Origin of the sequence: Mycobacterium sp. NPDC049093 (assembly GCF_040704635.1) — a bacterium.
GTDB lineage: Bacteria > Actinomycetota > Actinomycetes > Mycobacteriales > Mycobacteriaceae > Mycobacterium.
The window spans coordinates 1,078,586-1,097,451 of record NZ_JBEZJS010000001.1; the positions used below are offsets into that span (position 1 = coordinate 1,078,586).

General features: G+C 68.2%; 13 protein-coding genes. 10 read left to right on the forward strand and 3 right to left on the reverse strand.

From position 1 onward, the window contains the following. The first annotated feature begins 6 nt into the window (after positions 1–6). The 4 genes from AB0876_RS05380 (at position 7) to AB0876_RS05395 (ending at position 9,221) form a co-directional block, all read left to right on the forward strand. Positions 7–2,778: a helix-turn-helix transcriptional regulator gene (locus AB0876_RS05380; protein WP_526041419.1), complete on the forward strand. Its 2,772-nt coding sequence runs from the start codon at positions 7–9 to the stop codon at positions 2,776–2,778. A gap of 104 nt (positions 2,779–2,882) precedes the next feature. Continuing rightward, positions 2,883–3,515: a sigma-70 family RNA polymerase sigma factor gene (locus tag AB0876_RS05385; RefSeq protein WP_526041420.1), complete on the forward strand. Its 633-nt coding sequence runs from the start codon at positions 2,883–2,885 to the stop codon at positions 3,513–3,515. Next, a complete protein-coding gene (locus tag AB0876_RS05390; protein ID WP_526041421.1) occupies positions 3,512–6,340 on the forward strand; it encodes a LuxR C-terminal-related transcriptional regulator in 2,829 nt (942 codons plus the stop codon). The genes AB0876_RS05385 and AB0876_RS05390 overlap by 4 nt, the downstream gene beginning before the upstream one ends. Positions 6,341–6,380: 40 nt before the next feature. Further along, positions 6,381–9,221, forward strand: a complete 2,841-nt coding sequence (locus tag AB0876_RS05395; RefSeq protein WP_526041422.1) for an AAA family ATPase — start codon at positions 6,381–6,383, stop codon at positions 9,219–9,221. On the opposite strand, the gene AB0876_RS05400 is transcribed toward AB0876_RS05395, so the two are convergent. After that, on the reverse strand, positions 9,179–12,115 hold the full coding sequence (locus tag AB0876_RS05400; protein WP_526041423.1) for an aminotransferase: 2,937 nt from the start codon (positions 12,113–12,115) through the stop codon (positions 9,179–9,181). The genes AB0876_RS05395 and AB0876_RS05400 overlap by 43 nt on opposite strands. Then, the gene (locus AB0876_RS05405) at positions 12,112–12,984 is read right to left on the reverse strand and encodes an alpha/beta fold hydrolase (protein WP_436971762.1); all 873 of its coding nucleotides are present in this window, start codon (positions 12,982–12,984) and stop codon (positions 12,112–12,114) included. The genes AB0876_RS05400 and AB0876_RS05405 overlap by 4 nt, the downstream gene beginning before the upstream one ends. Positions 12,985–13,083: 99 nt before the next feature. Between AB0876_RS05405 and AB0876_RS05410 the strand changes: the two genes are divergently transcribed. The 5 genes from AB0876_RS05410 to AB0876_RS05430 all read left to right on the forward strand — a co-directional run bounded on the left by AB0876_RS05410 (position 13,084) and on the right by AB0876_RS05430 (position 17,442). Beyond that, a complete protein-coding gene (locus tag AB0876_RS05410) occupies positions 13,084–13,725 on the forward strand; it encodes a TetR/AcrR family transcriptional regulator (protein ID WP_526041424.1) in 642 nt (213 codons plus the stop codon). 130 nt (positions 13,726–13,855) lie between these two features. Beyond that, positions 13,856–14,533, forward strand: a complete 678-nt coding sequence (locus AB0876_RS05415) for an Rv1363c family protein (protein WP_526041425.1) — start codon at positions 13,856–13,858, stop codon at positions 14,531–14,533. Then, a complete protein-coding gene (locus AB0876_RS05420) occupies positions 14,530–15,294 on the forward strand; it encodes an Rv1363c family protein (RefSeq protein WP_526041426.1) in 765 nt (254 codons plus the stop codon). Before AB0876_RS05415 ends, AB0876_RS05420 begins: the two co-directional genes overlap by 4 nt. Beyond that, positions 15,291–16,196 (forward strand): alpha/beta fold hydrolase, encoded by a 906-nt coding sequence (locus tag AB0876_RS05425; protein WP_526041427.1) that lies wholly within the window; start codon positions 15,291–15,293, stop codon positions 16,194–16,196. The genes AB0876_RS05420 and AB0876_RS05425 overlap by 4 nt, the downstream gene beginning before the upstream one ends. A gap of 25 nt (positions 16,197–16,221) precedes the next feature. Next, complete coding sequence (locus AB0876_RS05430) at positions 16,222–17,442, forward strand: WS/DGAT domain-containing protein (RefSeq protein ID WP_526041477.1); 1,221 nt, start codon at positions 16,222–16,224, stop codon at positions 17,440–17,442. 5 nt (positions 17,443–17,447) lie between these two features. On the opposite strand, the gene AB0876_RS05435 is transcribed toward AB0876_RS05430, so the two are convergent. Next, complete coding sequence (locus tag AB0876_RS05435; protein ID WP_491839460.1) at positions 17,448–18,047, reverse strand: TetR/AcrR family transcriptional regulator; 600 nt, start codon at positions 18,045–18,047, stop codon at positions 17,448–17,450. A 24-nt stretch (positions 18,048–18,071) separates the two neighbouring features. Here AB0876_RS05435 and AB0876_RS05440 point away from each other — a divergent pair, with 24 nt between their 5' ends. Then, the gene (locus AB0876_RS05440) at positions 18,072–18,845 is read left to right on the forward strand and encodes an SDR family NAD(P)-dependent oxidoreductase (RefSeq protein WP_526041428.1); all 774 of its coding nucleotides are present in this window, start codon (positions 18,072–18,074) and stop codon (positions 18,843–18,845) included. Positions 18,846–18,866: the final 21 nt, after the last annotated feature.

The following is an 18,866-nucleotide window of genomic DNA, read 5'->3' on the forward strand; positions in this document are numbered from 1 at the left end:
GTACGCATGAGTGCCAGCCCGTTGCCCAACCTGGTTGGCAGGCAACGCGAGTGCACCCAGCTGACCGAGCTGCTCAGCGGTCTGCGCCGCGGTGAGTCCGGGGTAGCGGTGATCCGGGGCGAGGCCGGTATCGGGAAATCGGTGCTTTTGGAGTACGTGGCGGCCCAGGCCGCGGGGATGACCGTGACCACCGCCCGCGGGATCGAGGCGGACATGGAGCTGGCCTATGCCGGCCTGCACCAACTCTGCGCACCGTTTCTCAGCACGATCGATGCGCTGCCCGAGCCGCAGCGGGATGCGCTGCGGGTCGCCTTCGGATTGGCGGCGGGGGACCCGCCGGATCGATTCCTGGTCGGCTTGGCGGTGTTGACCCTGCTCACCCGGGCCTCGGAGGCCAAGCCCGTACTGGTCATCGTCGACGACGCCCAGTGGCTGGATCAGGTGTCGGTGCTGACGTTGGAGTTCGTGGCACGCCGGCTGCTGGCCGAGGCGGTCGCGATGGTGTACTCCGTGCGCGATCCGGAGGGCCACGCGGTGCTCAGGAATCTACCCGAGCTGCGGCTCGGCGGGCTGGATCCAGCGGCGGCGAGCGAGCTGTTGGAGGGCGCGGTGGAGGGGCGGCTGGAGGAGCGGGTACGGGATCGGCTGGTAGCCGAGACCTCCGGCAATCCGCTGGCACTGCTCGAGCTCTACCGCGGCCGCAGTGCCGCCGAGCTCGCCTACGGCGTCGAGACGGGGACCGCGACAATTCGTGAATCGGTGTCGAGCCGCGTCGAACAGGACTTCGCCGACCGCATCCAGATGCTGCCTGCGCGGACCCGAACGCTGCTGTTGATCGCGGCAGCAGAGCCGATCGGGGAGGCGCGGCTACTGGTGCGCGCGGCGGACGCGATGAACATCGCGCCCGATGCCGCGCCCGCGAAGGCGGCCGGTCTGATCGAATTCGGTGAGTCCGTCCGGTTCCGCCACCCGCTGGTGCGCTCGGCGGTGTACCGGCAGGCCGATCCCGAGCAGCGCCGGGCCGTGCACCGGGCGCTGGCGGCCGTCACCGACCCGGTACTCGATCCGGACCGGTGTGCCTGGCACGCGGCAGAGGCGGCCGACGGGCCCGACGAGGAGGTTGCGGCGGGTTTGGACCACGCGGCAGGCCGGGCGCGGCAGCGCGGTGGCATGGCGGCCGAGGCGGTTCTGCTGGAACGCGCCACCGAGTTGACCCCGGACCTCTGGCGGCGCGGGCGACGGGCGCTCGCCGCCGCCGAGGCCCATTTCTCGGCCGCCTCCCCGGATCGTGCCACCGAGTTGGCGACCATGGCTAGCTTGTGCCCACTCGACCCGCTGGACCAGGCCCGGCTGGCGTGTCTGCGGGCCCGAATCCTGTTCGGCCGCAGTCGTAGTGACGAAGCTGCGCCGTTGCTGCTCGACGCCGCCGCGCAATTCGCGGCCGCTGGCTCACCGCTGGCCCGCGAGACGTACCTGGAGGCGATCAGCGCAACGGTCTTCGCCGGCCGGGTCCACGGCGCGGCCGGTGCCAAGGCCGCGGCAGTCGCCGCCCGGGCTTCCGGCGCTCCGCCGTCGAACTCCGCGGCCGCGGACCTGTTGCTCGACGGTGTTGCCACCCTGTTGGCCGACGGTTATGAGACCGGCGTGCCTGCGTTGCGCCGGGCCTTCGAGCCCTTCGCGCAGGAGGAGCTGCACAGCCGCGAGGCGACGATGCGATGGCTGCTGCTGGTGCCGGTCGCGCTGGAATCGTTCATCCACTACGGGTGGGATCTGCCCGCGTGGGACTCCTTCGCCACCCGTGCCGTGCGGCTCGCGCGTGACATCGGTGCGCTCGGGGTGTTGCCGCCGGCTCTGATCTACCTGGGCGGCGTCTATATCCACCATGGCGACTTCGCCACGGCGGCCCGCATGATCGACGAGGCCGACGCGATCTCCGCGGCGACCGGACAAACCCCTCACGCCTATGCCTCGCTGGTGCTGGCCGCATGGCGCGGTGAGGAAGAGGGCGCCGCGGGCCCGATCGCCGAGGCCAAAGCCCGTGCTGCCCAACACGGCGAAGTCTCCCTGCTAGGGGTCGCCGGCTACATCCAGGGATTGCTCTACAACGGCCTGGCCCGATACGACGAGGCACTCGCGGTCGCCCAGGCGGGCATCGAGCACGACGGCTACAACTTCACCGGCTTGTCGTTGGTCGAGCATGTCGAAGCTGCGGTGCGGTGCGGTGAGCTCGAGGCGGCTCGGTCATCGCTGGACCGTCTGGTCGAACTGACCCGCGCGGCCGGTTCCGGCTGGGCCCGCGGCATCAGCGCGCGCAGCCGCGCCCTGCTCACCGACGGTGACGAGGCGGACGCGCTGTACAGCACGGCCATCGAGGAACTTGCCCGCGACCGCGTGGTGGTCGAGGTGGCACGCACCCACCTGCTGTACGGCGAATGGTTGCGCCGGAACCGTCGGCGGGCACTGGCGCGGGAGCACCTCCGCACCGCACACCAGATGTTCGATGGCATGGGAGCCACGGCGTTCGCCGAACGGGCGCGGCGCGAACTGCTGGCCACCGGTGAGCACGTGCGAAGCCGGGAAACCGGGCCGACGACCAGTCTGACCCCGCAGGAGGCACAGATCGCCGCGTTGGCCGCCGCTGGAATGACCAACCCGAAGATCGGCGCGGAACTCTTCCTCAGCCCACACACCGTGGAATGGCACCTGCGCAAGGTGTACGCGAAGCTCGGCATCAGCTCCCGCCGCGAGCTGCCGGGTGCCCTGGCGCCGTCGGCCTAGCCCCGGTACGTAGCGGGCCCGCGTAGTCCGTGGTGCACACCCCACGGACTCGACCACGCAGTTCCGTGGCGCGACGGAGGCCCCGTGGCATCCAGGGTGGAGGTATGTCGACACCGGATGAACTGGACCTGGCTCTCGACATCTTTCTCACACATCGCACGCGGCTGTTCGGTATCGCCTACCGAGTCACCGGCGAGGTGTGTGGTGCCGAAGACCTGGTCCAGGAGGCCTGGCTGCGGTGGCAGCGCACCGATCGCACGATTGTGGAAAACCCGGCCGCATTTCTGACCACCACCACGACCAACCTCGCGATCAACGTCATCCAGTCGGCCCGGTACCGCCACGAGGCACCGACCGCGTCGCCGTTGGACTACCTGATCGACACCGTCGACGACGAGCCCGTGTCGCGGACCGAACAAACCGCTCTGGTCGAGGAGCTGCTGGCCCTGCTGATGGTGAGGTTGACGTCGGCGGAGCTGGCCGCCTACGTGCTGCGCAAAGGCTTTGAATACGCCTACGTCGACATCGCAGCGCTCCTGCGGACGAGTGTGGCGAACACGCGGCAACTGGTCCGCCGGGCCCAGACCCGGCTCGTTACCGGTGAGCGTGCCTCAGCGGTCCTGATCGCCACGCACCGCCGGCTTGCCAACGCGTTCTTGCGGGCCGCGCGCACCGGCGACCGCCGGGATCTGGAGCGGCTCCTCACCGGCGAGTACGCCGGCTCACGGGCCGCATGAGGGCCGAAACCTCAGGCCGGTTGGCCTGGACCGTCGAGACACCTCGCGTCGAGGAGATGGAGCGGCTCGACGGAACCCGGGGACGGCTTGTCGGACGGCGATGGGAGCGCACCACTCTCGACGACATGGTCACGGCGGTAGCGTGCGGTCGCAGTGCAGCACTGGTGCTGCGGGGCGAGGCAGGTATCGGCAAAACCGCGTTGCTCGACTACGTGGGCGACCATGCGCCCGGTTGCCAGGTGGTGCGCATCGCGGGGATCGAGGCGGAGGCGGAGCTGGCTTTCGGCGGGCTGCACCGGCTGTGCGAGCCGTTTCGGGAACATTTCGACCGGCTGCCTGTCCCACAGCGGTCGGCGCTCGAAACGGCGTTCGGGCTCAGCGCGGGCACTCCCGCGGACCGGTTCCTCGTCGGCCTGGCAGTCCTGAGCCTGTTGGCGGAGGCGGCGGCGCGGCAACCCGTGGTGTGTCTGATCGACGATGCGCAATGGTTGGATCGGATTTCCGCTCAGATCTTGTCGTTCGTCGGTCGCCGGCTGCTGGCCGAGCGGGTGGTCCTGCTCTTCGCGGTACGTGAGCCCGTCGTGGGGGATGCCCTGACGGATCTACCCGCGCTGCGGATCGAGGGCCTGGGCGATCACGACGCCCGGACTCTGCTGGCACGGGGCTGCCCGGGCCGCGTCGACGACCGGGTGCTCGATCGTATTCTGGCCGAGTCCCAGGGGAATCCGCTTGCACTCCTGGAACTTCCACGTGAGGTGACTGCTGCGCAGCTGGCCGTGGCTGCCGACGGGCTCGACGACCATTCGCTGGCCGGCCAGATCGAGCAGGGCTTCCGGCGCCGCCTTGGTTCGTTGTCATCCGAGGCCCAGCTTCTGGTGTTGCTCGCCGCGGCTGATCCGGTGGGAGATGTGGCGCTGCTGCGGCGCGCGGCCACACAGTTGGATATCGACATCGTCGCCGCGGGCGCCGAAGCACAGGCCGGGGACCTGCTCACGGTCGGCACCATGGTCCGATTCCGGCATCCACTGGTCCGTTCGGCGGCCTACCGTTGGGCGACGACATCGCAGCGGCGGCATGTGCACCGGGCGTTGGCGGAGGCGACCGACCCCGAACACGATCCCGATCGACGCACGTGGCACTTGGCAAGTGCCGCAGGGCACCCGGATGAGGAGGTGGCCTCCGCACTCGAGCTGGCCGCCGCCCGCGCCCGCGCCCGCGGGGGTGCTGCCGCGGCGGCGGCATTCCTCGACCGGGCCGCAGAGCTGACCCCTGATCCGCATCGACGTGGCTCCCGCGCGTTGGCCGCTGCGCAGGCCAAGAGCGAAGCAGGTGAGTTCGGTGAGGCTCTCGAACTGCTCGACGACCTCGCGACGCTGCCGTTGAACAAGCGTGAGCATGCCCTGGCCGAACTGGTGCGCGGACGAAGTCTCTTCGCCTTCCGCAGTGCCAGCGCGGGCCTGCCCTCACTGCTCGCTGCTGCCAAACAACTTGAGCCAGTTGACCGCGGTCTCGCGACCGAGACCTACCGCGACGCGTTCTACGCCGCCCTCACCGCCGGCAGATTGCCTGACGAGGTCGGCGTGGAGCAGGTGGCGGCTGCGATCCTGGCGATGCGGCGGCCCACGGACCCGGCTTGCTCAGATCTGCTCCTGGAAGGCGTTTCCCGGATCACGGTTGCGGGTTACGCACAGGGGGCGCCGCTGGTTCATCGTGCCCTCGCGGCCTATCGAACGGGCGAGTTCTCCCCAGCGGACGGGCTGGGCTGGCTGCCCTTGGCGTGCCGATTGGCGCACAACACTTGGGAATTCGACGCCTGGTCCACGCTGTCGGCCAGGCTGGTCGAGCTTGCTGTGGACGCCGGCGCACTTGCCGTCCTGCCGTCGGCGCTGCTGCTGCGGCTGTCGAACCGCGTCTATGCAGGTGACCTGGCGGCCTCCGACGCGCTGGTCGCTCAGGCGGCAACGTTGGGCGAGGTCACCGGAAGCAGCTTTTTCGCGCACTACGGCGCCGTGGTCGTCGAACCCTGGCGCGGTGACGAGACACGCACGCGGCAGGCCATCGACCTGATCACCTCCGACCCGTTGCTGCGCGGCGAGGGAAAGGCGCTGACGGCGACGGAATGGGCGGCCGCGGTGCTGTACAACGGGCTCGGCCGGTATGACGAGGCCCTCGCTGCGGCCCGCCGCGGGTCCGCCTACCCGCAGGAGCTTGGACTCTCAACCTGGTCGATGGTCGAGTTGGTCGAGGCGGCAGCAAGATTGGGCGTTCCGGCCGAGGCGGCCGAAGCGGTGCGACACATCGAAGACATGGCTGCGGTGAGTGGTACCGATTGGGTGCGCGGCACAGCGGCCTATGTCAGCGCGCTGGTGGCAGACGGCCCGGTCGCCGAGCAACGTTATCGTGATGCGATCGAGCTTCTCGAGCGTACGGGCGTCCGAATGCTCACTGCACGGGCCTATTTGGTGTATGGCGAGTGGCTGCGGAGCGAACAGCGACGGGGCGAAGCGCGGGAACGCCTCCGCCAGGCATACACCCTGCTGAGCGACTTGGGCGCCGACGGGTTCGCCGAGCGGGCCCGCCGGGAACTCGCCGCCGCGGGGGCAGCGACTTCGGCCAGGGCAACGGGCCGGCGTGTGGTCGACGCCGCATCGCTCACCGCGCAGGAGATGCAGATCGCCCGGCTCGCCGCCGACGGACTGACCAATTCGGAGATCGGCGCGCAACTGTTCATCAGCGCTCACACCGTCGAGTGGCACCTGCGAAAAGTGTTCGGCAAGTTGGGTATCCGTTCCCGTCGGCACATCGCGGCGAAGCTGGGGAAGTAGAGGCTGTCACAAAATCGGCTGCTGTTCGGTCGATATGTGTATGTGGCGGAAACCTTTTCACGATGCGGGCGCGCGTGTCCTGATCGGACGCGATGCCGAATGCCGGGTTCTGGAGGATCTGGTCACGGGAATGCGGAGCGGAGGCAGGGTGCTGGTGCTGCGCGGACAGCGCGGCGTCGGGAAGACCGAACTGCTGAACCACCTTCTCGAGCGGGTCGGGCACTACCGATCGGTACGGGTGACCGGAGTGTCGTTGGATATGGACCTCGACTTCGCCGGTCTACAGCAGTTGTGCCGACCGCTGCTCGGCCACCTCGCCGGCCTGCCGGAAGACCAACGCGATGCACTGGTGGTGGTTCTGGGACTCGGATCCGGTGCGCCGCCGACCGAAAAATTGGTGCAGTCAGCGGTTTTGAATTTGCTGACCGCCGCCTGCCGCGATGAACCGCTGGTCTGGGTTCTCGACGACGCACATTGGCTGGACCCTGCGACGCTGGCCGTTCTGGCCGCTGTGGCGAGGCGGTTGACCACCGAACGGGCCGGGCTGGTGTTCGCGACCCGTGACCTCGGGGTAGACGTGCTGAGCGGATTGCCCGAGCACATGATCGGCCCGTTGTCGGATGAGCATGCGCGAGACCTGCTGGGCACGGTGATGATGACCCGACTCGACCCGCGCGTCAGCGATCGGATCATCGCCGAGACCCGGGGTAATCCGCTTGCGTTGGTTTCACTTCCGCATGATCGTGCCGCCGCAGAACTTGCCGGGGCGCTGCGCCGCGGTGACACCCCTTCGGGGGTCAAAAGAATCGAGCTCGACTATGTCGAGTTGATTCGCGCGCTGCCCGAAACGACTCGGCAGCTGCTCCTCGCCGCTGCGGCCGAGCCCGTCGGTGATGCCGCTGTGTTGGGTCGCGTCGCGGACCGGCTTGGGATCACTGCCGACATGCTGGCGCCCGCGGTGGTCGCCCGAGTGATCGAAATCGACTCCGATGTGCGGTTTCTGCACCCCCTGGCCCGGTCGGCCGCTTACCACGCTGCCGACCCGTCCGCACGCCGCGAGATGCACCGTGTACTGGCCGAAGTCACCGATGTCGAGATCGATCCGGACCGCCGGATCTGGCATATCGCCAACGCCGTGACGTGGCCCGACGATGAGGTGGCAGCGCAACTGGAAGTCGCTGCCGGTCATGCGCACGGGCAGATCGGTATGGCCGTTGCCGCAACATTTCTCGAGCGGGCCGCGGTCCTGACATCGGTTCCGGACCTTCGCTGTGACCGCGCGCTGACCGCAGCGCGGGCCAAGCTCGATGCCGGCGCCTTTTCCGATGCCGACACGTTGCTCGGCATGGCAGGCCTCGCACCGATGACCGGCCTGCAGCGGGCACGAGCCGCGCGGTTGTCCGCGCAGATGGAGTTCGCCAAGCGGCGCAGCGGCGACGGCGCGGCGGCTTCGTTGAGTGAGATCGCATCCCGGATGAGTGATGCTGCAGTCGAATTCGAGCACTTCGACGCTGAAGTGAGCCTTGAGACGCATCTCGAAGCTCTCGCTGCGGCGATGTACGCAGGCCGGCTCGGAGATATCCCGGCCGTGGCGCGGACGGCCGAGACCGCGCGGTGCGGTATCGAACGCCTATCCACCGGTTCTGGGCCGGTGGGCACCGTGTTGCGGGGCATGACGGCTCAGATCACCGGTGTTCCGTATGCCGGGGAGGGATTGCCGGCGGCGGTGGAGAGGCTGGGCGCGCATCGTCTCGATGCCGATTCCCCGGCGTCGCGGTGGATGGTGCCCGCGCTGCCTCCCATCCAGCAGTCCACGGCCTATGAACTATGGGATGACGGGTTGGTGCACCGGCTCTCCACGGCGGCGGTGCGACGAGTCCGGGCGTCCGACGCGTTGGCGCTGCTTCCGGAGACCCTGGCCTACCGGGCCGTCGTGCACATGTTGGCCGGCGAGCTCGTTGCCGCCGAAGCCCTTCTGACGGAGGCTGATTCGACCTTTCTGGCGACCCGCTACTACTCACTGCTGCGCTATCACTCCCTTGCGCTGGATGCGTGGAAGGGTGATCCGGAAGATCTCGATGCGCTCAAGGCTGGTGCCGAGGCGGCATCGGCCTCTGGGGAAGGCCGGGTGCTGGGCCTGGCCCGATATGCGACCGCCGTGCTCTGCAATGGTCTGGGCCGCTATGAGGAGGCGTTCGTCGCGGCCCAGCAGGCTGCCGAGTATGAGGACCTCGGACTGTACGGCTGGTATCTGGTCGAACTGATCGAGGCGGCGACCCGCATCGGCAACATCGACGCTGCGCAGGAGGCCTGCGGGCGCCTTACCGAGCGTTTATCGGTTCGCGACACGGATTGGGCTCTGGGGACTTTGGCGAGTGCACGGGCTCTGGTGGCCGACGATGGAGATGCCGAGGCTCACTACCGTGAAGCGATCGACCGGTTGGGGCGTACCCGCATCAGGGTCCACCTGGCCCGGGCCCATCTGCGCTACGGAGAATGGCTGCGCCGCCGGAAGCGCCGGTCGGCGGCCAAGGAACAGCTCACCATCGCGCATGACATGTTCCGCACCTTCGGTGCCCGGGCTTTCGCTGATCGTGCCGGGCGCGAGTTGATCGCGAAGGGCGAGCGCGCGGGCCGGCGGCCGGTCGCCGGCGGCGACGTCCTGACGGCTCAGGAGGCACAGATCGCGCGGCTCGCAGCAGCCGGACTGACCAACGCTGCGATCGGAGAGCAGCTGTTCATCAGCACCCACACGGTCGAGTGGCACCTGCGGAAAGTGTTCGCCAAGCTCTCGGTTACCTCTCGTCGGCAACTTCGGGGCTTGTCGGACAGCCTCGCTCACCAGCCTTCGGCGAGCACCCGGTCCAAGGCGTCGACGTAGAAATCGGCTGCCTCGGCATCGATGCACAACGGCGGCTTGGTTTTCAGGATGTTCTGGTGGTCGCCCGTCGGCTGGATGATCACCCCGAGTTCGAGCATCCGGTCACAGATCAGGGCCGTTTCTTCGGTGGCCGGCTCGAGAGTGTCGGGATCGCGGATCATCTCGACGCCCAGGTACAGGCCGACGCCATGGACGGTGCCGATGATCGGATGCCGCTCGGCCAGTTCCTCCAGTCGCGACTTCAGATGCGCGCCCACACGGGACGCGTTGCCTTGCAGGTCTTCGTCGTTCAGCACGTCGAGCACCGTCATTCCGATCGCGCATGACAGTGGACTGCCGCCGGTGGAGGAGAAGAAGTAGCCCTGGCTGCGGAAGGACTCGGCGATCGCACGGCTGGTGACCACCGCCCCCAGCGGATAACCGTTGCCGACCGATTTCGCCATCGACACGATGTCTGGGACCACACCCTGCTGGTGAAAACCCCAAAACCATTCGCCCAGACGGCCGTAGCCAACCTGCACTTCGTCCGCGACCGCGTAGCCGCCCGCTCCGCGCACGGCCGCGTAGACCTGCGGCAGGTATCCGTCGGGTAGGGCCATCCCGCCGGCGTTGCCGTAGACCGTCTCGCAGATGAACGCGGCCGGGGCGCGCCCCTCGGCGATCAACTGGTCGACCTGGGCCACCGCATCCACCGCGTATCGCCCGACCTCGCTGCCGCGGTACTTGCCGCGGAAGCTGTTGGGCGATTCGACGGTGTGCACCCAATCCGGCCGGGTGGTAAGCGCATTCGGGTTGTCCGCGGTGGAGGTCGAGACGGCGTCGGTGCCGTACGTCCAGCCGTGGTACGCCTCGCGCATGGCCACCACATCGGGGCGCCCGGCCGCCGCGGTCGCCAACCGTAGCGCCAGGTCGCTGGCCTCAGATCCGGAGTTGACCAGGAATACCGTGTCGAGCGGATCGGGCAAGAGCCCGGCAAGGCGTTCGCTGAATTCGACGACGGAGGCATAGTTGAACCGCGAGTTGGTGTTCAGCTTGCGCAGCTGCCGGGCGGCTGCCGCCGCGACCCGAGGGTGCGCGTGGCCTAGGACCGTGACGTTGTTGACCATGTCCAGATAGCAGCGTCCGCTGGTGGACATCAGGAAGTGTCGCCAGCCGCGTTCGATCCGCGGCGGCCGGCGGTAGTAGTGCTCCTGTACGGGTGCGAACGCCCGGTCGCGCCGGGTCATCAGATCGGGCTCGGCATCTTCGACGGGTAGGACCGGTAATCCGAGCAGCGGGCGCGGATCTCGGCACAGTGCCAGCCAGCCGGGAGCAAGTGCGGGTGTGGTCAGGCGCGGCGCCACCGGCGCGCCGACCGGCCGCAGGGCGAGTTCGACACGTCGGCCCGGTTCGGCCACGCCCAACCCGTCTCCCGAACCGGCGCTCACTCCGGTCAAAGTCAGCTCGAAGCCGGTGCCGCGCAACGTCACTGCAGAGGCTGAGCGATCGACGATCTCACCGCTGAAAGGCATTACCAGCGGGGTGGATTCAGCGGCCCATACGCTTATTCCGGTCGGCACCACGGCCGGTTCGTCCTGGCTCAACGCGGGGGCCTGCGAGATCCGCGGTTGTCCGTACCGGCTCACCACCAGGGCGGCGCCGTTGGCCAGTGCGGCCCTGGCCAATTCGTCTTCGGCGTCGGGTTTCACCCAGCCGCCGGCCCTGAAGGCGTCGTCCAGATCATCGGAGGTCGCGGACAGGTCCAGCGTCACCACCGGCCCCGGCACGGTGAGCATCGGCCGGTCAACGGGCACCGGCGCGGGCGGTGCGGCCAGGCCGAGATCGGCTTTGATCAGTGCCGTCATCACATCCATCGGCACCGAGGTGGCGGACTCGAACATCTGCCACTCGCCGTCGGATTGCTCGGTGAGGTAGTCGTTGTCCGGGTCGAAACCGGCCTGATGTGCTCCGCTGACGATCAGCACCGCGGTGCGCAGAACCAGCAACGGCCACAACGCTTCTGCCTCGGCAACACTCAAGGGCCGGATGGCATGGAAGGCCCGGATGCCGGGCAGCACGGCCATCGGGTCGGCGCCCGGATGTTGCAATACCGAGGACAGCGTGATGGCCAGTTCGCTCACGGCCCAACTGTCGGCCAGGTCGCCGAGATCGATGATGCCGTCGGGTTGCACGGCACCGCCCACACCGCGGGAGACCACGACATTGGCATCGGTCAGGTCCATGTGCACGGCCTGCCGGGGCAGCGCGTCGGCCAGCGGTGCGATGCGTGCCCAGGCCTCATCGGCCACGGTCTCCAGTCGGGAACGTGCGGCAGCGTCGTCGACGTGGGCCGCCAGGTGGGCCACCACGTCGGCGCCGTAACGCAGGTCCCACTGCAGGATCCGGTCGAGGCCGGGATGGCTGAAACCGGCCAATGCTCGGCTGACCCGCCCGGCCAGTGCACCCAGTTCGGCGACCGTGGCCGGCGGCAGGTAGCCGGACTCGATGAGGGTTCCGCCGGGCAGGTGTCGCAGCAGCCGCACGTAGGTCGTGTCGCCGGTCCGGTTCAGGCCCAGACCGGTTACCGCAGTGAGCTTTTCGCCACGTTGGTTGGGCAATGACTGCGCCACCCGCACGCCAGGTTCGGCTGCTGCGATCAGATCCGCGGCCAACTCCTGAGCGGTCAGCTCGATCTCGTTGAATGCGGGGTTCGCGATCTTCAGCACCGCGGTGACCGCGTCGCCGTCACCCACCAGGAAGTTCTTGTCCTGTTGGCTGCCCAGCGATTTCACGCTTGCCCGTAGGCCGAAGTGGGTGGCCAGGATGTCGCGCGCGGACGATTCACCGACGTGGGGTGCGGGCAGCTCAGGCTGGCGCAGAAAGTTGAAGCCGACGGTGTCGCGGTCGGCGCTCACCGCCCGACGAACTCCACGACGACCTCGGTGAATGCGTCGTTGTCGTCCCCGGCGGCGGTGTGCCCCGCATCGGACAACTCGACGAACTCTGCGGCAGGCACCTTCTCCAGAAAGTCCTGCACGCCTTCGGGGCTGACCACATCGGAGAGCTTGCCGCGGATCAGCAGGATCGGGATGGTCAGGTTCATCGCGGCTGATTCCAGCTTGTCCACCCGGGCGAACGGATCGTCTTCGGGTTTGGTGAGGAAGGCCGGATCCCAGTGCCAATACCAGCGCCCGTCGCGCTGCCGCAGGTTCTTCTTCAGCCCCTCCGGGCTGCGCGGCTTCGTGCGGTGGGGCAGGTAGGCGGAGACCGCTTCGGCAGCCTGTTCGAGGGAGTCGAAACCGTCCACGTTGGTGAACATGAAGTCGCGGATACGTGCGCTACCGCTCTTCTCGAACCGGGGCACCACATCGACCAGCACGAGTTTGGTCACGAGCTCCGGACCGGCCTCGTGGGACGCCAGGATGCTGGTGAGCCCGCCCATGCTGGCGCCGATCAGTACCACTGGGCGGCCGACTTGATACAGCACGTGCTGCACGTCTGAGCTCAGCGCTTCCACCGAATAGTTCGCGCTGGGGGAGCGGTCGCTGTCGCCGTGGCCACGCGCGTCGAGCGCGATCACGTGCAAGCCGTCGTCGGCCAGGATCTGCCCGGTGTTCTTCCAGGAGTACCGGTTCTGCCCGCCGCCGTGAAGTAGCAGAACCGTAGGTCGGCCAGCAGCGGACGCGGCGTCGCGGTTCCATTCGTCGCCGACCAGATTCAGGTCGTCGACGCCCCGGAACGTGACGATGCGTGACTCACTGTGCGCGGTTTTCCCGGTGCTCACGGACATTCCTCTCGGCAGGCCCCGGAAGTCACGTTACCCAGGGGCGTTTTCGTCGCATCTGCGACCCGTGCAAGCGGGCCGTTTCTAGAATCGTCAATCGTGCGGATTGATCCAGGTATCGGGCCGGATGACGCGGCGCGCGACGCCGCCGAGCGCCGCGCGATCATCAGGGCCGCCTTCACCTGCCTGGCCGAGCCCCACACCGGTGCTGTGCCGATCGCGGCGGTGCTGGCTCGCGCCGGGCTGTCCACCCGGGCTTTCTATCGCCACTTCGAATCCAAGGACGCGTTGTTCCTGGCGATGCAGCAGAGCGCGGGCAGGGCGTTGGGCCGCAGGCTCGACGAGATCGCCGACGACGCCGATGGTGCGCCCGCGGATCAGCTCGAGCAGTGGATCAGGGTGTCGTTCGACGTGATACACGAGGCGCGAACGCGCGGGCAGGCGTTGGTGCTGGATCTGGAGGAGGTTCGCTCGGCCAAGGGCTACCTCTCCGGGCAGGAACAGTGGCGGATCGACCGCGAACGGTCGCTGGCGGCTCTCCTGCGCCGCGGCCTGGACGACGCGTCGTTTCCGCTGACCAGGCCGGAGCGGGATGCCGCGGCCATCCGCGCAGTGGTCAGCCATGAGTTGTCCCGGCTGGGAGCCGACGGAGATTGGGACGGTGCGTGCGCCGCCGCGGTGGACTTTGCGCTGCGCGCAGTAGGGGCGCGCATCACGTGCAGAGAGCCCGGTAGCACGTAGGGGCGGCCGCCCGCGAGGCGTATCCCGGACTGCCGGTACCGCTGATGACGGTGTGACCGGTGCCACGTACGTTGGACCGCACGCGTGCTGTCGCACGCGCGATACCGCAGTGCCACCGAGGAGCAGATGTATGGCAGACGACAGCGCCGACGCCGAGTCGGTCGAGCCGACCGAGGCTGAGGAGCCGAGCCAATCCGCCCCACAACCCGACGCCGCGGCTGCCGAAGAAACTGAAGAAACCGAAGAGGCCGACGAGGACGCCGACGGCGAGGCCGCGGAGGAAGAGTCGGACGAGGTCGAGCACGCGGCCCCCGAACGACGCCGGTTCCTGCGCTCGCAGACTGCGGCGGTTCTCGGTGGGGTGCTCGTCGTCGCGCTCGTGGCGCTGACCGGTTGGCTCGGCTATGACTACTACCAGGTCCATCAGGAACAGCAGCGACGTGACATGTTCATGGAAACTGCCCGGCAAGGCGCGACGAACCTGACAAGCATCGACTGGGAGCACGCCGACGACGATGTCCAGCGAGTGCTCGACTCATCGACCGGCCGGTTCTACGACGACTTCGAGAAACGTTCGAAGTCCTTCCTGGACGTGGTCAAGCAGATCAAGTCGAAGTCGGTGGGCACTGTTACCGCATCGGCGCTGGACTCCTACTCGGAAGACAAGGCGGACGTGCTCATGTCCGTGACCATTCGGTCCACGAATGCGGGCGTGCCCGAGCAGGATCCCCAGGTGTGGCGAATGGTGTTGACAGTGCAGGATGTTGAGGGCAAGGCAAAGGTTTCCAACGTGGAGTTCATCCAGTGAGCGGCCGACACAAGATGCCGCCGGCGGGGCGTCGTAAGGCCGCAGCCGAATCCGCAGAGAGCGCCGAGCCCGTAGCTGCCGAGACCGTAGCCGCCGAGCCGGTCAGCCTTGAGAAGACGAGCCCCGGGTCGGACAGCGCCGAGGAGGCGGCAGTCGCGGAGACTCCAGTGGAAGCGGCAGTCGAGGAATCGGTCGAGCCTGCCGACGAAGTGGACAAAGCCGAAGAAGCCGACGAGGCGGTGGAGTCCGCCGAAGAGGCCGGATCATCCCGCGCCCGCGCCCGCGCTCAGGTCAGCCTGCCTGTCGTGCTGGCGGTCATCGCGTTGGTGTTGGCGACGGCCTCCGGGGTGCTGCGCTGGCTCACGGTGTCGCAGAACGAAAGTGACACGGCCCGGGTCGAATCGGTTCAGGCCGCCAAGGACATCACCGCCCAGATGCTGTCGTATGAGACCGAAACCGTCGACCAGCAGCTCACTGCGGCGCGCGACCGGATGACCGGTGAATTTCGCGGTACCTACACAGCGATGATCAACGAGGTGATCCCGGCCGCGCACGCGCAGCGGATCGCGGCGGTCGCCGACGTACTGGAGGCGGGGACGGTGACCGCGAAACCCGACCGCGTCGAGTTGGTGCTGTTCGTCAATCAGAGCGTCCAGGTCGGTGACGATATGCCGAAGAAGCACCCGTCGGTGGCACGGGTGACAATGGTCAAAGACGGTGGCCAATGGCTGATGTCCGAGTACGAGCCGGTGCCGCTGTGACCGAGCCGCGCTGGATTGATGTCGCCACCCCGGCAGTACAACTGCGGGCGTTGGTGTGGGGGCCCGATGACGGCCCGGTGGCGTTGTGCCTACACGGGTTTCCCGACACCGCCTATGGTTGGCGCAAAGTCGCCCCGATCTTGGCGGAGGCCGGCTGGAAAGTGGTGGCGCCGTTCATGCGCGGCTACGTGCCCTCGTCGATTCCCGCCGACGGCAGCTATCACGTCGCCGCGCTGATGGACGACGCGCTGAACCTCTTGCAGGCCGCCGGACCGACGGGGCGCGATGTGATCATCGGCCACGACTGGGGCGCCATGGCGGCAGCGGGAGTGGCCGCGCTGCCGGACAACCCGTTCACCCGAGCGGTGATCATGTCGGTACCGCCGATGGCCTCGTTCCAGCCACTGGGCCGGGTGCCCGACGCGGGCAAGCTGATGGCCCAGCTGCCGCGTCAGGCACTGCGCAGCTGGTACATGATGTACTTCCAATTGCCTTGGCTGCCTGAGCGGTCCGCGTCCTGGGTGGTGCCGCGGTTGTGGAAGGCGTGGTCGCCCGGATACGACGCGGCCGAGGACCTGCGCCACGTCGACGCCGCGATCGGGGCCCCGGACCGCTGGCGCGCCGCGCTGGGCTACTACCGGGCCACGATCCGGATGAGCAAACCGCCGGCGCGGTACGCCGAGCTGCACAAGCACTTGGCGTTGCCGCCGGTGCTGCCGTCGCTGTACCTGCACGGTACCGATGACGGCTGTGCCGCACCGGATTACATCCGGTGGGTGCGCGAGGTGCTGCCCGTCGGCAGCGACACCCATGTCGTCGAATCCGGTGGCCACTTCCTGCAACTCGATCAGCCCGACGCCACAGCCGCTCGCATCCTGGACTTCGTCGGACGTGCCGGTTAACCGACTCACTGCGGTCGATGCACAGATGTTCTGGATGTCGTCCAGGATGCCCAACGACACGTTCCTGCTGTACGGATTCGACGGTGTACCCGTCGATCTGTCCGGGGCACTCGCCGAATTGGCTGCCAATGCCCGTACCAGCCCGGACCTCTCACAGCGGATCGATGACAGCGCACGGCTGCACTACCCGGCCTGGGTACCAGCCCCGGTCGACGAATTCCGGTTCGTGGTACACGATCTCGATCAGCCGACCTGGCTGGGTTGTCTGGCCGCCGTGAGCGAACTGGTGGATGCTCAACTCGATGCGCTGCTGGCGCCGTGGCGGCTGCATGTCTTCCCGGGAGTCGAGGGGATACCCGGTGTCGTCGGTACCGGCACCGTTGCGGTCCTGCAGATCACGCATGCCCTCGGGGGTGGTGGACGAACCTGCGGTCCGGCGGCGCTGATGTTCGGTCGCCAGGGAGCGGTGGCACCGGTGGTGCCGGTGTACGGCCACCCGGCGATGCTCCCGTGGCGGAGCATCGAAGCGGCCCGGGCGCACCGGCAATTGGTGGCCGACACCGAGGCCGGGCGGGTGCCGCCGGCCGCGACACCGCGCCTTCCCCTCCGGACCAACGACCGCCCGACGGGTGTACGCAGTATGCGGACAGTGGTCCGCGGTCGCGCGCAGCTCTCGGGCGCCACCGTGACGGTCTGTGCTCTGGCCGGAATCTCCGAAGCCCTGGCCGGGCAGCTCCGTGAGCTCGGGACGGATCCGGCCACTCTCGGTGCCGAGGTGACCATGGCGAAATCCGGTCCACGCCAGGCCTACAACCATTTCGGCACGGTCGGCGTGGGCCTGCATCCGTCGTTGCCGCTGTCGCAGCGCCGCGCCGAGATCGCTGCTGAACTGGCGGCACGGCGCGAACGCGCCGCACACCCTGCGATGCGTGCCTCGGAACGTGCCTTCGCCGCCACCCCGGCCCCGCTTCTGCGGTGGGGGATCGGCCAGTTCAATCCCGACGCACGTTCGGCGACGGTCACCGGGAACACCGTGGTGTCCAGCGTGAACTGCGGCGCCGCGGATTTCGGTTTCGGCGGTAAGCCGGTACGGCTGGCTGCGGCGTTTCCCGGACTGTCGCCGATGGTGGGGCTCACTCACTGCGTCACGGGCGTGGGCGACACCATCTCGATCAGTGTGTTCGGGGCAGCGTCGGCGATCGGGGACGTCGACGGGTATATCGAGCGGCTCGAAGCGGCGTTGTGATCGGCCTAGCGACGCAGCATCGCGATGCCGACATCCAGCGCGGACTCGAGGTAGCTCAGGTCGCCGGAGGCCAGCATCACGCTGACCCCACCCTGGATCCCGGCCAGTAGTGCGGCGCCCACCTTTTCGGCATCCAGGTCGGCGGCCATCTTGCCCTGCGACTGCATGTGCCGGATGCCTGCTGAGATCTCGTCATGCCATTGCCGCAGCAAGGCTTTGGTGACCGCCTGGGCGCCGGGAGTGGTGCGGCCGATCTCCGACATCAGCAGACTCAGCGGGCAGCTCTGCCCTTGACGCCGGTACCGATCCACGACGGCGTCGCGCCAGCGTTGCCAGGCGGCCCATGAAGTGAGCTCGCCGAGGTAGGGTTGCTGATCCTCCAGCACCATCTGGGCTTCGCGTTCGGCCACCGCGAGCAGCAGTTGGTCCTTGCCGTCGGGAAAGTAGTGGAACAACTGGCTCTTGGACGTCTGGGTGTGGGCGCGGATATCGTCCAGCGTGGTGGCGGCCACCCCGTGGCTGCGGATCACCGACGCGGCGCCCTCGATGATGCGGCGTCGGGTGGCCTCGCCCTTGGCGGTCAGTTTCTGGACTTGCAGGTCCATTTTTAGCGGCCTATACCTGGACTCATGAGTCCAAACACTACGCGCCTGCAAGGCCGCATAGCACTTGTCACAGGATCCACCGGCGGCCTGGGTGTCGCCATCGCCAAGGCCCTCGCCGGGCAAGGCGCGTTCGTCATCGTCAGCGGCCGCAACAAGGAACGCGGCGACTCCGTCGTCGCCGAGATCCGTGCCTCCGGAGGGCGAGCCGAGTTCGTCGCCGCCGACCTCGGGGCCGGGGCGGGTGAGGTGCAGCGCCTCGCACAGCAGGCCGGCGAGGTCGCTGCGGCTGCCGGCGGGCAGCTCGACATCCTCGTCAACAACGCGGGGGTCTGGGGGATGCCGGAACCTACCGGTGAGGTCTCCGAGCAGGCCCTGCTGGAGTCGTATCAGACGAATGTCATCGCCCCCTTCCTGCTGACCGGGGCGCTGGCGCCGGCCATGGCCGAGCGTGGCCACGGCACGGTGGTGAACGTCGGCTCGATCACCGGGCTGATCGGTGGCGACCGCTCGGCGCTGTACTCGTCGACCAAGGCGGCGGTGCACTCGCTGACCAAGTCGTGGGCGGTCGAGTACGGCCCGCGCGGGGTCCGGGTGAACGCGGTGGCACCCGGACCGATCGCGACCGAACGGGCCGCTGACGTGGCCGATGAGATCGGTCCGGTGCTGGCCCGCATCCCGTCGCGTCGGATGAGCACCCCCGAAGAGGTCGCGGCGGCTGTCGCTTTTCTGGCCGGTGACGACGCCGGCAACATCCACGGGGTGATCCTCAGTGTGGATGGGGGCTGGGCGGCGGCTTAACAGATGTCCTAGATTCTGTTA